The following is a 12,546-nucleotide window of genomic DNA, read 5'->3' on the forward strand; positions in this document are numbered from 1 at the left end:
TCAGGCGACGCTGCGTGGCTTGAACTGCAGCTGTGGGTTGGCGTACGCGTCCTGCGACTCCACCAGCTGCAGCTCGCGCTCACCTGATTTGTGGGTGTTCGTGAGCAAGTCGAAGACGCTGGAGGTGGTGCGGGCCAGAGCGTCAGCCAGGTCGCCGGTACGGCGGTAGTGCGCGGTGAAGAGCGCAGCGGTCACGTCACCCGAGCCGTTGGCCTTCATCGGGATGTACGGCGTCTGCACGAGCCAGGCGCCGTTGTCGTCGACTGCGAGCATCTCGATCGTGCCCTCCTCGCGGTCCGGGCGCTCCACGCTGGTGACGAGCACCGTGCGCGGTCCGGTCGCCCGCACGAGCTCAACCGCCTTGAGCGTGGACTCCAGCGTGTCCGGCTCAGTGCCGGTCAGGAAGCCCAGCTCGAACTGGTTAGGCGTGATGATGTCGGCCGCCGGCACCACCCGGTCCCGCAGCAACACCGGAATCGCCGGAGCGACGAAACAGCCCGACTTCGCGTTCCCCATCACCGGGTCGCACGAGTACACCGCCTCCGGGTTCGCCGCCTTCACCCGCTCCACCGTCTCCAGGATGACGTCAGCGATCCCCTCACCACCCTGGTACCCCGACAGCACCGCGTCGATCTGCGGAAACGCCCCGCGCTCCTCAATCCCCAGCAGCACCTCACGCACGTCATCCGGGCTGATCAGCGGCCCCCGCCAAGCGCCGTACCCGGTGTGGTTCGAGAAGTTCACCGTGTAAACCGGCAGCACCTCCACCCCAATACGCTGAAGCGGAAAAACAGCAGCCGAGTTACCCTCGTGCCCATAGGCCACCGCAGACTGAATCGAAAGGATCTTCACCCCTCGATCATCCCAGGACCGGATTTTTCGCCGGCTACTGGCTCAGGCCGCGTTCGGCCTGGTCGAGGAAGGTGTCTACCTCGTCGATCGCGTAGCCCTCGCGGAGGCGGGTGGGGGTGAAGCTGACGTTGCGGATGTCGGCTGCGGTTACCGGGGTGTCGACGTAGCGGCCTTCTACGGTGGCGGCTAGGCGTTCGATGAAGGCGTCTACCTCGTCGATGTCGTAGCCCTCGCGCCAGCGGACGCGGGTGAAGTTGCTGGGCATCACTTGGTCGCGGCGGCGAGTTGGCCGCAGGCGCCGTCGATCTCCTGGCCGCGGGTGTCGCGGACGGTGGTGGAGATGCCGCCGGCCTGGAGGCGGCGGACGAACTCGCGCTCGTCGGCCGGATCGGAGGCGGTCCACTTCGAGCCGGGCGTGGGGTTCAGCGGGATCAGGTTGACGTGCACCCAGCCCCAGTCGCCGCGGGCGCGGAGCTTCTCGGCGAGCAGGTCGGCTCGCCAGGCGTGGTCGTTGATGTCGCGGATCATCGCGTACTCGATGGAGACCCGGCGCTTGGTCTTCTCGGCGTAGCCCCAGGCGGCGTCGAGGACCTCGTCGACCTTCCAGCGGTTGTTGATCGGGACGAGCTCGTCGCGCAGCTCGTCGTCCGGCGCGTGCAGGGACAGCGCGAGCGTGACCGGGATGCCCTCGGTCGCGAGCTGGTTGATCCGCGGTACCAGGCCGACGGTCGAGACCGTCACGCCGCGCGCGGAGATGCCGAGGCCCTCGGGCGACGGATCGGTGAAGCGACGGACGGCACCGATGACGGCCTTGTAGTTGGCCATCGGCTCGCCCATGCCCATGAAGACGATGTTGTTGACCCGCCCAGGACCGCCCGCGATCTCACCACGGGACAGCGCGCGGGCTCCGTCGACGACCTGCTCGACGATCTCCGCGGTCGACATGTTCCGCGTCAGACCGGCCTGGCCGGTCGCGCAGAACGGGCACGCCATCCCACAACCGGCCTGCGACGAGACGCACATGGTGGTGCGGTCGGTGTAGCGCATCAGCACGGACTCGACCAGCGAACCGTCCAGCAGCTTCCACAGCGACTTGCGCGTGGTCCCGTTGTCGCACTCCAGGTCGCGGACCTTGGTCAGCAACGGCGGCATCAGGTCCGCCACGAGCTTGTCGCGGGTCGCGGCCGGCAGATCGGTCATCTCGGCCGGGTCGGACGTCAGCCGGGAGAAGTAGTGGTTCGACAGCTGCTTGGCCCGGAACGCGGGCTCCCCCAGCGCGGCGACCGCCTCGCGGCGCTCCTCCCCGGACAGGTCGGCCAAGTGCCGCGGCGGCTTCTTGGCACGGCGCGGCTCATCGAAAACGAGGGGAAGGGAGGTAGTCATAACCGATCCATTGTCGCCTGCGGCCCCAACCATTCACAAATTCACATCCGCGACGTGCTACGGATCACTCCGAGGCTTTGCGATCGGAGTGACCGAGCTGGCGGTCCGGGGCGATCCGGTCGCGCACCATCTGCTTCAGCAGCGGCAGCTCGGCGAACCCACCCTCGGCCTTCCGCGACCACAGCAGCTCCCCATCCAGCGAGATGTCGAAGATCCCACCGGTGGACGGCACCAGCGCCACCTCCCCCAACTCCTTGGGGAACGTCGTCAACAGCTCCTGCGCAGTCCAGGCTGCCCGCATCAACCACCGGCACTGCGTGCAGTACTCGATCTCCAACCGCGGCGCTCTGCTCACCTCCATAAACTACATTTCCACCCCATGACGCAGTTCTGGGTCCACGGTGTGGGCGTCCTCGAGGACGAAGCCACTGAACGCCTGACCAAGCGACACCCCGACTGGCGCTTCACCGACGGCACACCGCTCACAGACGCGGCGTACGACGTACTGGTCGCCCGCTCCCCCACTCGCGAACTGGTTGCCGCCAGCCCGCACCTGCGGACTCTGATCGTCCCGTTCGCCGGAGTCCGGCAAGAGGTGCGCGATCTGCTCAAGGACTTCCCAGAGGTGCAGCTCCGGACCGTGCACCACAACGCTGGACCGACTGCCGAGCTCGCAGCAGCTCTGGTCCTCGCTGCAGCCCGTGCGATCGTGCCGGCCGACCAGGGCATGCGCACCGGCGACTGGACAGCCCGCTACGTGCCACCGAGCCCGACGATGATCCTCGGCGGACACCCCGCGCTAGTGATCGGGTACGGCGAAGTGGGCCGCCGGATCGCCCGTGCGCTCAACGGACTCGGCATGCAGGTCCATGTGGTGCGTTCGACCGAGCAAACCGGAGTGGACGGCGACATCCGCATCCACCCGCGTTCCGAGCTGCCGAATCTGGTCAGCCGGGCGCGCGTCGTCGTACTGGCGATTCCTGGCTCGCCGGCAACGGACGGTCTGTTCGGTGCGGACCTCATCGGCTTACTGCCTGAGCCCAGTGTCCTCGTGAACGTCGCACGCGCCACCGTGGTCGACGAACGCGCCCTGTACGAGCGCCTGCGTGCTGGTGGGGTCGCCGCCGGACTGGATGTCTGGTGGGAGGAGGCCAGGTCGGCCGATGCGGTGACCGGAGTCACCGCATCGACGTACCCGTTCCATGAGCTGCCGAACGTTGTCCTCAGCCCGCATCGTGGTGGTGCGTTCAGCCTGCGTGAGGTCCGCGACCTGCGTCTCGACCATGTGGACGCCATCCTCACCGAGCTGGCTCAGGCCGAGTAACCCTTCGGCGGGACCAGAGTCGCGAGCTGGTTGAAGGTCAGCCAGTACGTCGCATTCGGGTTGAAGCCGGCCGGGTCGGCGATCAGCACGGTCGAATCGCTGGAGTCGTAGCCGATCACGGTGAAGTAGTGCCAGATCGTGTAGTTCGGGTAGCCCGGCGGGTGATTGTTGGCCGGGGCAACGATGTTCGCGACCAGCGCCCAGCCGCGGTCGATGTCGTAGACGATGTCGTGCCAGAGCAGATCCCGCTGCGCCTGGGTCGGCGGATCGTTCGGCATCTCCTTGGTCTCGTAGTAGCCGGTGTTGAGGCGGTTGTTCAGCACCCGGGTGACCTGACCGATCCAGTCGGTCCCGTCCTCGTCGGTGGGTAGCTCATTGGCCAACTGCTGCTGGCTGGGCAGGTTGGAGGTCTTGGCCGACAATGCGATCCGCGTCGCGGCCGGACCGCACCAGTAGCCCGTCTTCTGGTACTCGAGCTGGATGTTCAGCGTCTTGAGCGTCTGGGTGCTGAAGCCGGACGTGGGGGCGGGCTTGGCCGCCGCGGCGGCTTCGGCCGAGATGGTGGGGGCGGGACCGGCGACGGCGGGGGCGGCCGCCATCGGCAGTGCGGTCGTGGCGAGCAGGGCCAGAGCGCAGAGCGCGGCCTTGAGTTTCGGCGGGGTGTGCCTCATGTCAACTCCCTCAGCCTGACGAGTGACCCGGGGTGGTCGCTCCAGCACTGAGTGCAGTCCTATTCCGGGAGAATGTAAACCCCTGCCCAGAATCGTCATGACAGCCGTCACATACTTACGATTCGGTGTTTCCGCAGGTCAGCGGCCTGCAGAGGGGCTTCGCCGGGCCTCGGAAAAGGTTCTGAACTTTTCGATGTTGCTCGAAGAGTGCGGGGAATGAGGTGACTGCGGCCGCCGTTGGCTTCAGGTATGGGCTTGTTGTCAGGAGTGCCGCTATCGGTCCTGGACCGCTCACGGCGACGTGTCGGCGAGTCAGAGGCCGAGACACTGCGCGCGACCGTCGACCTGGCGCAGGAGGTCGAGAAGCTCGGCTATAAGCGTTTCTGGGTGTCTGAGCACCACAGCGTGCCTGGAGTGATCGGATCCGCCCCCACGGTGCTGGCTGCGGCCGTGGCAGCGCGCACTGACACCATCCGGGTCGGTACCGGCGGTGTGATGCTGCCGAACCACCAGCCGCTCGTAGTGGCCGAGCAGTTCGGCGTGCTGGAGTCGCTGTACCCCGGGCGGATCGACATGGGCCTCGGGCGCTCGGTCGGCTTCACCAACGGCATCCGACGCGCACTAGGCGTCGAGAAGGATGCGGCCGAGGACTTCGCGGACCAACTCAAGGAACTCCTCGGGTATTTCGACGGTACTCAGCAGGCCCATCCACAGGTACACGCCCGTCCTGGCGAGGGTCTACGCATCCCCGCGTTCATCCTGGCCATCGGCGAGGGCGCTGCGCTGGCCGCGTCGTTCGGGCTTCCCTTGGTGATCGCGGGTGTGAAGGGCGAGACAGAGCTGGTGCAGCTGATTGAGCGGTACCGGGCCGAGTTCCGCCCATCCGCCTCGGCTTCGCGACCGTACGTCGTACTGGCGGCGACTGCGGCTGTCGCACCGACGACTGAGCAGGCCAGAGACCTGTTGCTGCCGGAGGCGTGGGCGACTGCTTACACGCGGACGCGCGGGGTGTTCCCGCCGCTGGAATCCGCTCCCCCGACCGAGATGACCGACAGAGAGCGGGAGTTCTTCGACAACGCACTGGCCGGGCAGATCTACGGGACCCCGGCCGAGGTCGACACCGCGCTCGGCGGGCTGGTACGGCGTACTGGCGCGGATGAGGTCCTGGTCACCACGAACACCTATGACCGTGGTGACCTGGTCGCCTCGTACACCGCGTTGGCGGAACTCGCTAGCGGTTGATGCGCTCCTCGAGGCGCTTGCGCACCTCGGGCCACTCGTCGGCCAGGATCGAGAACACCACGGTGTCGCGCCACGAACCGTCGGCCTGCGCCATGTGCCGGCGCAGCACGCCTTCACGCGTCGCACCGAGCTTGGCGATCGCGGCCTGGGAACGGGTGTTCTTGAGGCCGGTCTGGATCTTCAGACGGCCGAATCCGCAGTCCTCGAAGGCGTGCTGCATCAGCAGCAACTTGGTCGCCGGGTTGACCGCCGTCCCCCAGACCGCAGGCGCGTAACCCGTCCAGCCGAGGTGGATCCGCTCGTTGGCCAGATCGACATCGCCGAGACTCGACGTACCGATCAGGGTGCCGTCGGCAACCAACCGGACGCCGTACGCGAACCGCTTGGCCGTGGCGGGGATCCAGCTCTCCCGCATCTCCGCCGCACTCCTGGGCGCCACGCCACCACCGAAGCCGCCGGCGTACACCTCGTCGTTGCCGATCGCGGCGTACAGCTCGTCGTAGTCGCTGTCCTGCAAGCGATCCAGGCGGACCACGTCACCCACCAGCGACCGTCCATCCGGTGCGACCGTCATACCCTCACCCCTTCACCAGAAGATGCAGCAGGAGCCACACCGCCGGCGCCGTCGCCAGCAGCGAGTCCAGCCGGTCCATCACTCCGCCATGCCCGGGCAGCAGGTTCGACATGTCCTTGATGCCCAGGTCGCGCTTGATCATCGACTCGCCGAGGTCGCCGACGGTCGCGGTCACCACGGCCACCGCACCGACGATCGCGCCGACCCACCAGGCCCCGTCGAGCAGGAAGACGACCGAGGCGATACCGGCGCCGACGCAGAACAGCGTCGAACCGGCGAAACCCTCCCAGGACTTCTTCGGGCTGATCGTCGGCGCCATCGCGTGCTTGCCGAACAGGACGCCGGCCACGTAACCGCCGACATCGCTGGCGACGACCACCAGGAAGAACGTCATCACCCGCAGCGGCCCGTCGGCGTCCGGCTGGACCAGCAGGATCGCGAACCCGGCCAGCAGCGGCACATATCCGATCAGGAACACCCCGGCGCTGGTGTCGCGGACGAAACCGACCGAACCACCCGGCATCCGCCAGAAGATCGTGGCCAGCACCGTGCCCGCCATCGCGACCAGCAGTGCCATCGGTCCGCCGAAGTACGCGGCGATCAGCATCGCCGCCGTACCGACGAAGACCGGGATCCGCGGGATCACCGCACCGCCGGTGCGCAGCGACTTGATCATCTCGTCGACGGCCACCAGCACGGCGGCCAGGACGACGAAGATGAACAGCACCTTCTCCCAGAACAGGGAGCCGATGATGACCACACCCAGACCGAGGCCGACCCCGATCGCCGCGGGCAGATTACGCCCGGCGCGACCCGGATCCGGCGTGGGTTTCGGACTCGGTGCGGGCGGCGTGCTCTCGACGCCCATCACACCTCGAGCAGTTCGGCTTCCTTGTGCTTGAGCAGCTGGTCGATCGAGTCGACGTACTTCTTCGTCATCCCGTCCAGCCGCTTCTCAGCACTCTTGCCCTCGTCCTCGCCGGCCTCGCCGTCCTTGACCGACTTGTCGATCGAGTCCTTGGCGTGGCGACGGACGGAACGCACCGAGATCTTCGCGTCCTCGCCCTTGGTCTTGGCGACCTTGATGTACTCCTTGCGGCGCTCCTCGGTGAGCTGCGGCATCGTGACCCGGATGACCGCGCCGTCGTTGCCCGGGTTCACACCCAGGTCCGACTCGCGGATCGCCTTCTCGATCGCGGCCATCGCGCCCTTGTCGTACGGCGAGATGAGCACGGTCCGCGGGTCCGGGACCTGGAAACCGGCCAGCTGCTGCAGGGGCGTCGGGGAACCGTAGTAGTCCGCCACGATGTTCGAGAACATCGACGGGTGCGCGCGGCCGGTACGGATCGCGGCGAAATCGTCCTTGGCGACCTCCACGGCCTTCGCCATCTTCTGCTCGGCTTCGCGGAGTGCTTCGTCGATCACGACATTCCTCGCTTCCTGAAGGCCGCCTCGTCGCAGCCCGTTTCGACAGATCCTAGTGGTACGGCGGCCCGGTACGGCGTACTACCCCGGCGCGACGACCGTACCGATCTTGTCCCCGTGCACGACCCGGGCGATATTGCCCTCCTCGAGACCGAAGATCACGATCGGCAGCGCGTTGTCGCGGGCCAGGCTGATCGCGGTCGCGTCGGCGACCCGCAGGCCGCGGGCCAGGAAGTCGTCGTACGAGAGCTGGTCGAACTTGACCGCGTCCGGGTTCTTCTTCGGGTCGGAGTCGTAGACACCGTCCACGCCCTGCTTGCCCATCAGCAGCGCCTCGGCGCCGACCTCGAGCGCGCGCTGGGCGGCGACCGTGTCGGTGGAGAAGTACGGCATGCCGGAGCCCGCACCGAAGATGACCACGCGGCCCTTCTCCAGGTGCCGCTCGGCCTTGCGCGGGATGTACGGCTCGGCGACCTGGCCCATCGTGATGGCGGTCTGCACCCGGGTCTCGATGCCGAGCTTCTCCAGGAAGTCCTGCAGCGCCAGGCAGTTCATCACGGTGCCGAGCATGCCCATGTAGTCGGCGCGATTGCGCTCCATCCCGCGCTGCTGGAGCTCAGCACCGCGGAAGAAGTTGCCGCCGCCGACGACGATGGCGACCTGCACACCGGCCTGGACCACCTCGGCGATCTGGCGGGCGATCGAGTTCACCACGTCGGGGTCGACGCCGAGCTTGCCGCCGCCGAACACCTCACCCGACAGTTTCAGCAGCACCCGCCGGTAGGCGGGCGAATACGGCGAAGAGGCCGGATTCGTCTCGGTACCCAGGGTTTCCGTCACGATTCCGGCCTCTCCTCGTTGCGTTGCTGTGCTGGTCGGTCCTTAACGCCTCAGGCGCCGACCTCGAAGCGGGCGAACCGCTTCACGGTCACACCGGCCTCGTCGAGGACCGCCTTCACGGTCTTCTTGTTCTCCGTGACCGACGGCTGCTCGAGCAGCACGACCTCCTTGAAGAAGCCGTTCACCCGGCCTTCGACGATCTTCGGGAGCGCGCCCTCGGGCTTGCCCTCCTCGCGCGCGGTCGCCTCGGCGATCCGCTGCTCGTTCGCGACCGTCTCGGCCGGAACCTCGTCGCGGGTGGTGTAGAGCGGGCGCATCGCGGCGGCCTGCATGGCAGCGCCGCGGGCGGCCTCGATGTTGTCACCCTCGAACTCGACCAGGACGCCGACCTGAGCCGGCAGGTCCGCGGCGCGCTTGTGCATGTACGCCGTCACCTGGCCGTCGAACACGGCGACCTTGCCGAGCTCGAGCTTCTCGCCGATGACCGCGGCCAGGGCCTCGATGTTCTCGGCGACCGACTTGCCGTCGGCCAGCTTCTCGCTGAGCAGCGCCTCGGCGTCGCCGACCTTGCTGGCCGACGCGTGCGCGACGATGTCGGCCGCGAGCTGCTGGAACTGCTCGTTCTTGGCGACGAAGTCGGTCTCGCAGTTCAGCTGGACCAGCGCGTTCTCGGCCGCGGCCACCAGGCCGTTGCTCGCGGAACGCTCGGCGCCGCGCTTCTGCGCCTTGGCCGCGCCGTGGATGCGCAGCTCCTCGATCGCCTTCTCGAAGTCGCCGTCGGTGCTCTCGAGCGCCTTCTTGGCGTCCATCATGCCCGCGCCCGTGGTGTCGCGGAGCTTCTTCACGTCAGCGGCGGTGTAGTTCGCCATTCCTCGTTCTCTCGTCTGTGTCGATGCGGCTGGATGGGCGGAGCTGTCCGGTGCCCTGCCGCCCGCTGAGGCGGGCGGCAGGATCAGCGGGTCTCAGGCCTCGTCGGCCTTCGGGGCCTCGGCGGCCGGGGTCTCCTCGGCAACCGGGGCGGCCTCGGCAACCGGAGCTTCCGCGGCCGGAGCCTCGGTCACAACGGCAGCCTCTTCGGCCTCCGGGGCCTCAGCCTTGGGGGCCTCGTCGGCCTTCGCAGCGCCGTTCTGGCTCTCCAGCAGCTCGCGCTCCCAGGCAGCCAGCGGCTCCTCGGCACCCAGCTCCTCGCCGGCCGCGGCAGCGCCCTGGCCACCACGCGACATCAGACCGTCGGCGACGGCGTCGGCGACCACGCGGGTCAGCAGGCCGACCGAACGGATCGCGTCGTCGTTCCCCGGGATCGGGAAGTCGACCTCGTCCGGGTCGCAGTTGGTGTCCAGGATGCCGATGATCGGCAGCTTGAGCTTGCGCGCCTCGTCGACCGCGAGGTGCTCCTTCTTGGTGTCCACGATCCACACGGCGGCCGGAACCCGGGCCATGTCGCGGATACCGCCGAGGGTCTTGAGCAGCTTGTCGTGCTCGCGACGCTTCTGCAGCAGCTCCTTCTTGGTGACACCGGAGGCCGCGACGTCGTCGAAGTCGATGAGCTCCAGCTCCTTGAGCCGCTGGAGCCGCTTGTTGACGGTCTGGAAGTTGGTGAGCATGCCGCCCAGCCAGCGCTGGTTCACGTAGGGCATGCCGACCCGGGTCGCCTGCTCGGCGATCGCTTCCTGCGCCTGCTTCTTGGTGCCGACGAACAGAATCGCGCCGCCGGCGGCGACCGTGCTGCGGACGAACTCGTACGCCCGGTCGATGTAGGACAGCGACTGCTGCAGGTCGATGATGTAGATGCCGTTGCGCTCGGTGAGGATGAATCGCTTCATCTTCGGGTTCCAGCGCCGGGTCTGGTGCCCGAAGTGGACACCGCTCTCGAGCATCTGCTTCATGGTCACGACGGCCATGAGGTGGTCCTCCTGTCGCGCGCCCCCAGGTATCGCCCCGGGCAACGCACTCTCGGTTGTTTCGCAACGGACCGGTCGGCCCGCCGCGCCTGATGCCCGTCGTCCGACCCCATCCAGGCGGTGAGGCCGGGACCGAGGGAGTCACACAGTGGTGCGGGCATGCGTAGTCGCCCCACGCGAGGTGAGACGCCACGGAGAGTCTACGGGACCAACCCCACCGGAAGCGAACTGGGAACCCCTTGTCCACAGGCACCAAATTCACGCCCGCGAAACACCCACTTCAACGGCATCTTCCAAGCATGAACCTCTGCAGCCTCATCCTCGCCCTACCAACCGCCCTCGCACCCCCACCAACCGCCCCGCCGGCCGCCCTCGCGCCGGCTCCGGTCGCTGCGTGGCCGCTCAGTCCCCGGCCCGTCGTCGTTCACGGCTTCGACAATCCCGCCGAGCCGTGGCTGCCCGGCCATCGCGGGCTGGATCTGGCCGGTTCCCCCGGTCAACCCGTCCTCGCCGCTCAAGCCGGCACAGTCGCGTACGCCGGTTCGGTGGCCGGGCTCGGCGTGGTCACGGTCGCCTCCGGTCCACGCCGTACGACGTATCAGCCGGTCGTGCCCGCGGTTCGCGCCGGGACGGTGGTGACCGTCGGCACGATCATCGGCCACCTGTCAGCCGCCGGATCCCACTGCGCGCCCGCGACCTGCCTGCACTGGGGTCTACGTGAGGGCGAGCGCTATCTCGACCCGCTGACCCTGCTCCCGGACCGACCAGTCCGGCTGTTGCCGCTCAACCCGTCAGCTACCGGGGACGCGCGCCTGCCAGGCGTCGTCGTCCTTGGAGCGCCGCTCGACTCCGGCGGGGAGCTTGTTCTTGGCCAGGTCGATCAGCGTCGTGTGCTCGAGGACGTCACGCAGGCTGGCCCGCGCGGCGATCCAGACCCGCTGCAGGACGATGGCCCGCTCGTTGTAGGCGACGCTCTCCGGCCGCACACCGGAGATGCTCACGATCGGCCCGTCGACGGCCCGCATCACATCGGCGACCGAGATCTCGTTCGGATCCACCGCGAGCTTCCAGCCGCCGGACTGCCCGCGCTGGCTGGCCAGGATGCCGGCCCGCCGCAGATCGGCCAGGATGCCCTGCAGGAAGCCGTGCGGAATCGCCTGTGCGCGACTGAGCTCCTCGGCCGACACCACCGAGGGGTCGTTGGCCACCCATCGTTGGGTGATCTCGATCAGCGCCCGCAACGCATAGTCAGACTTCGCCGAAACCCGCATAGTCCGCAGTCTGCCGCATCGCGGGCGCTCGCCGCCGCACCAGGTGCAGCGACACACCTCCGCTCAGGCGCGCGGATGAGCCTGTTCGTAGGCCTTCCGGAGCCGGTCGGTCGAGACATGGGTGTAGATCTGCGTGGTCGCCAGCGAAGCGTGACCGAGCAACTCCTGCACGCTACGCAGGTCCGCACCACCCTCCAGCAGGTGCGTCGCCGCTGTGTGCCGCAAGCCGTGCGGCGACAGGTCCGGCGCCTCGACGACCGCGATCCGCTCGTGCACCAACCGCCGTACCGCCCGCTGATCGATCCGGCCGCCCCGCGCCCCGAGGAAGACCGCGGGTCCACTGCCGGAGCGGGCCAACTGCGGGCGCGCCTCGACGAGCCAGCGGTCGAGCGCCGCGGCAGCCGGCACGCCGTACGGGACCGAGCGTTCCTTGCGGCCCTTGCCGAAGACCCGCACGACCCGGCGGGAGGTGTCGATGTCATCGATGTCCAGCGAGCAGAGCTCGCCGACCCGGATACCCGTTGCGTAGAGCAACTCCATGATCGCGAGATCGCGCAGCCCGACCGGGCTCCCGTCGTCGGCAGCGACCGCGGCGGCGTCCAGCACGGCCCGCGTGTCGGTCAGGTTGAGCACGCCCGGAAGGCTCTTGTGCGGCCGCGGACTGGCCAGCAGCGCGCCGGGATCGGTCGCGATCCGCCCGGTCCGGTTGGCCCAGGCGGTGAAGACCCGGGCGGCGGTCGCCCGGCGGGACATCGTGCTCCGCGACTTGCCCAGACTCTGCTGCTTGGCCAGCCAGGAGCGCAGGCCGCGGATGTCGAGTCCCGAGAGATCGTTGTGACCAAGCCGAATCAAATGATCGAGTAGATCCGCGATGTCTCCGAGGTACGCTCTGACAGAGTGTTTGCTGAGGTCTCTTTCCGCCGTCAGATGCCGTTCGTAGTCGGTCAGTAACACCGTGAAACCCTCCGGAAGGGCTGTGCTCTCCGGTGTGGGTGACGGGTTCGCACTGACTTCGCCCGGCGTCATGCCTCGACCATGCGGGAGTGGGACCGCCATCGCAAGC

The 12,546-nt window shown here is 68.1% G+C and carries 15 protein-coding genes and 1 pseudogene; 3 read left to right on the plus strand and 13 right to left on the minus strand.

The genetic code is table 11. The features are described 5' to 3' along the window. From pdxY to ACFTSF_RS23550, 4 genes are all read right to left on the minus strand, one after another. Positions 1-852: a pyridoxal kinase PdxY gene (gene pdxY / locus ACFTSF_RS23535; protein WP_380155813.1), complete on the minus strand. Its 852-nt coding sequence runs from the start codon at positions 850-852 to the stop codon at positions 1-3. A 34-nt stretch (positions 853-886) separates the two neighbouring features. Then, positions 887-1,117 carry a DivIVA domain-containing protein gene (locus ACFTSF_RS23540; protein ID WP_380155814.1) on the minus strand — a complete coding sequence of 77 codons (231 nt, stop codon included), beginning with the start codon at positions 1,115-1,117 and terminating at the stop codon, positions 887-889. Beyond that, positions 1,117-2,235: a 23S rRNA (adenine(2503)-C(2))-methyltransferase RlmN gene (gene rlmN, locus ACFTSF_RS23545; RefSeq protein WP_344155646.1), complete on the minus strand. Its 1,119-nt coding sequence runs from the start codon at positions 2,233-2,235 to the stop codon at positions 1,117-1,119. The genes ACFTSF_RS23540 and rlmN overlap by 1 nt, the downstream gene beginning before the upstream one ends. Before the next feature lie 64 nt (positions 2,236-2,299). Beyond that, complete coding sequence (locus tag ACFTSF_RS23550) at positions 2,300-2,590, minus strand: SelT/SelW/SelH family protein (RefSeq protein WP_344155643.1); 291 nt, start codon at positions 2,588-2,590, stop codon at positions 2,300-2,302. A gap of 24 nt (positions 2,591-2,614) precedes the next feature. Between ACFTSF_RS23550 and ACFTSF_RS23555 the strand changes: the two genes are divergently transcribed. Beyond that, on the plus strand, positions 2,615-3,559 hold the full coding sequence (locus ACFTSF_RS23555; RefSeq protein WP_380155815.1) for an NAD(P)-dependent oxidoreductase: 945 nt from the start codon (positions 2,615-2,617) through the stop codon (positions 3,557-3,559). Here the strand turns inward: ACFTSF_RS23555 and ACFTSF_RS23560 are convergent. Then, positions 3,547-4,230 (minus strand): C39 family peptidase, encoded by a 684-nt coding sequence (locus ACFTSF_RS23560; protein ID WP_380155816.1) that lies wholly within the window; start codon positions 4,228-4,230, stop codon positions 3,547-3,549. The two genes, ACFTSF_RS23555 and ACFTSF_RS23560, sit on opposite strands and share 13 nt — an antisense overlap. Positions 4,231-4,479: 249 nt before the next feature. On the opposite strand from ACFTSF_RS23560, the gene ACFTSF_RS23565 reads away from it, so the two are divergent. Next, a complete protein-coding gene (locus ACFTSF_RS23565) occupies positions 4,480-5,472 on the plus strand; it encodes an LLM class flavin-dependent oxidoreductase (protein WP_380155817.1) in 993 nt (330 codons plus the stop codon). Here the strand turns inward: ACFTSF_RS23565 and ACFTSF_RS23570 are convergent. From ACFTSF_RS23570 to rpsB, 6 genes are all read right to left on the minus strand, one after another. After that, the gene (locus ACFTSF_RS23570) at positions 5,462-6,046 is read right to left on the minus strand and encodes a GNAT family N-acetyltransferase (protein WP_380155818.1); all 585 of its coding nucleotides are present in this window, start codon (positions 6,044-6,046) and stop codon (positions 5,462-5,464) included. The two genes, ACFTSF_RS23565 and ACFTSF_RS23570, sit on opposite strands and share 11 nt — an antisense overlap. A 4-nt stretch (positions 6,047-6,050) precedes the next feature. Next, positions 6,051-6,914 carry a phosphatidate cytidylyltransferase gene (locus ACFTSF_RS23575; protein WP_344155628.1) on the minus strand — a complete coding sequence of 288 codons (864 nt, stop codon included), beginning with the start codon at positions 6,912-6,914 and terminating at the stop codon, positions 6,051-6,053. After that, positions 6,914-7,471 carry a ribosome recycling factor gene (frr, locus tag ACFTSF_RS23580; protein WP_344155625.1) on the minus strand — a complete coding sequence of 186 codons (558 nt, stop codon included), beginning with the start codon at positions 7,469-7,471 and terminating at the stop codon, positions 6,914-6,916. Before frr ends, ACFTSF_RS23575 begins: the two co-directional genes overlap by 1 nt. An 81-nt stretch (positions 7,472-7,552) precedes the next feature. Then, a complete protein-coding gene (gene pyrH, locus ACFTSF_RS23585; protein WP_380155819.1) occupies positions 7,553-8,311 on the minus strand; it encodes a UMP kinase in 759 nt (252 codons plus the stop codon). A gap of 50 nt (positions 8,312-8,361) precedes the next feature. After that, positions 8,362-9,180, minus strand: coding sequence for a translation elongation factor Ts (tsf, locus tag ACFTSF_RS23590; protein ID WP_344155622.1), 819 nt, complete (start codon positions 9,178-9,180; stop codon positions 8,362-8,364). A gap of 93 nt (positions 9,181-9,273) precedes the next feature. Further along, complete coding sequence (rpsB, locus tag ACFTSF_RS23595) at positions 9,274-10,212, minus strand: 30S ribosomal protein S2 (protein ID WP_380155820.1); 939 nt, start codon at positions 10,210-10,212, stop codon at positions 9,274-9,276. Between the two features lie 299 nt (positions 10,213-10,511). Between rpsB and ACFTSF_RS23600 the strand changes: the two are divergent. Next, positions 10,512-10,943: pseudogene (locus tag ACFTSF_RS23600) on the plus strand (peptidoglycan DD-metalloendopeptidase family protein); the annotation flags it as partial. Between the two features lie 60 nt (positions 10,944-11,003). On the opposite strand, the gene ACFTSF_RS23605 reads toward ACFTSF_RS23600, so the two are convergent. Both ACFTSF_RS23605 and ACFTSF_RS23610 read right to left on the minus strand, forming a co-directional pair. After that, on the minus strand, positions 11,004-11,483 hold the full coding sequence (locus ACFTSF_RS23605; RefSeq protein ID WP_344155618.1) for an Rrf2 family transcriptional regulator: 480 nt from the start codon (positions 11,481-11,483) through the stop codon (positions 11,004-11,006). A gap of 63 nt (positions 11,484-11,546) precedes the next feature. Further along, positions 11,547-12,509, minus strand: a complete 963-nt coding sequence (locus ACFTSF_RS23610; RefSeq protein WP_344155615.1) for a tyrosine recombinase XerC — start codon at positions 12,507-12,509, stop codon at positions 11,547-11,549. Positions 12,510-12,546 lie beyond the last annotated feature (37 nt).

It is taken from the genome of Kribbella sp. NPDC056951, assembly GCF_042674205.1.
In the GTDB taxonomy this organism is placed as follows: Bacteria; Actinomycetota; Actinomycetes; order Propionibacteriales; family Kribbellaceae; genus Kribbella; species Kribbella yunnanensis.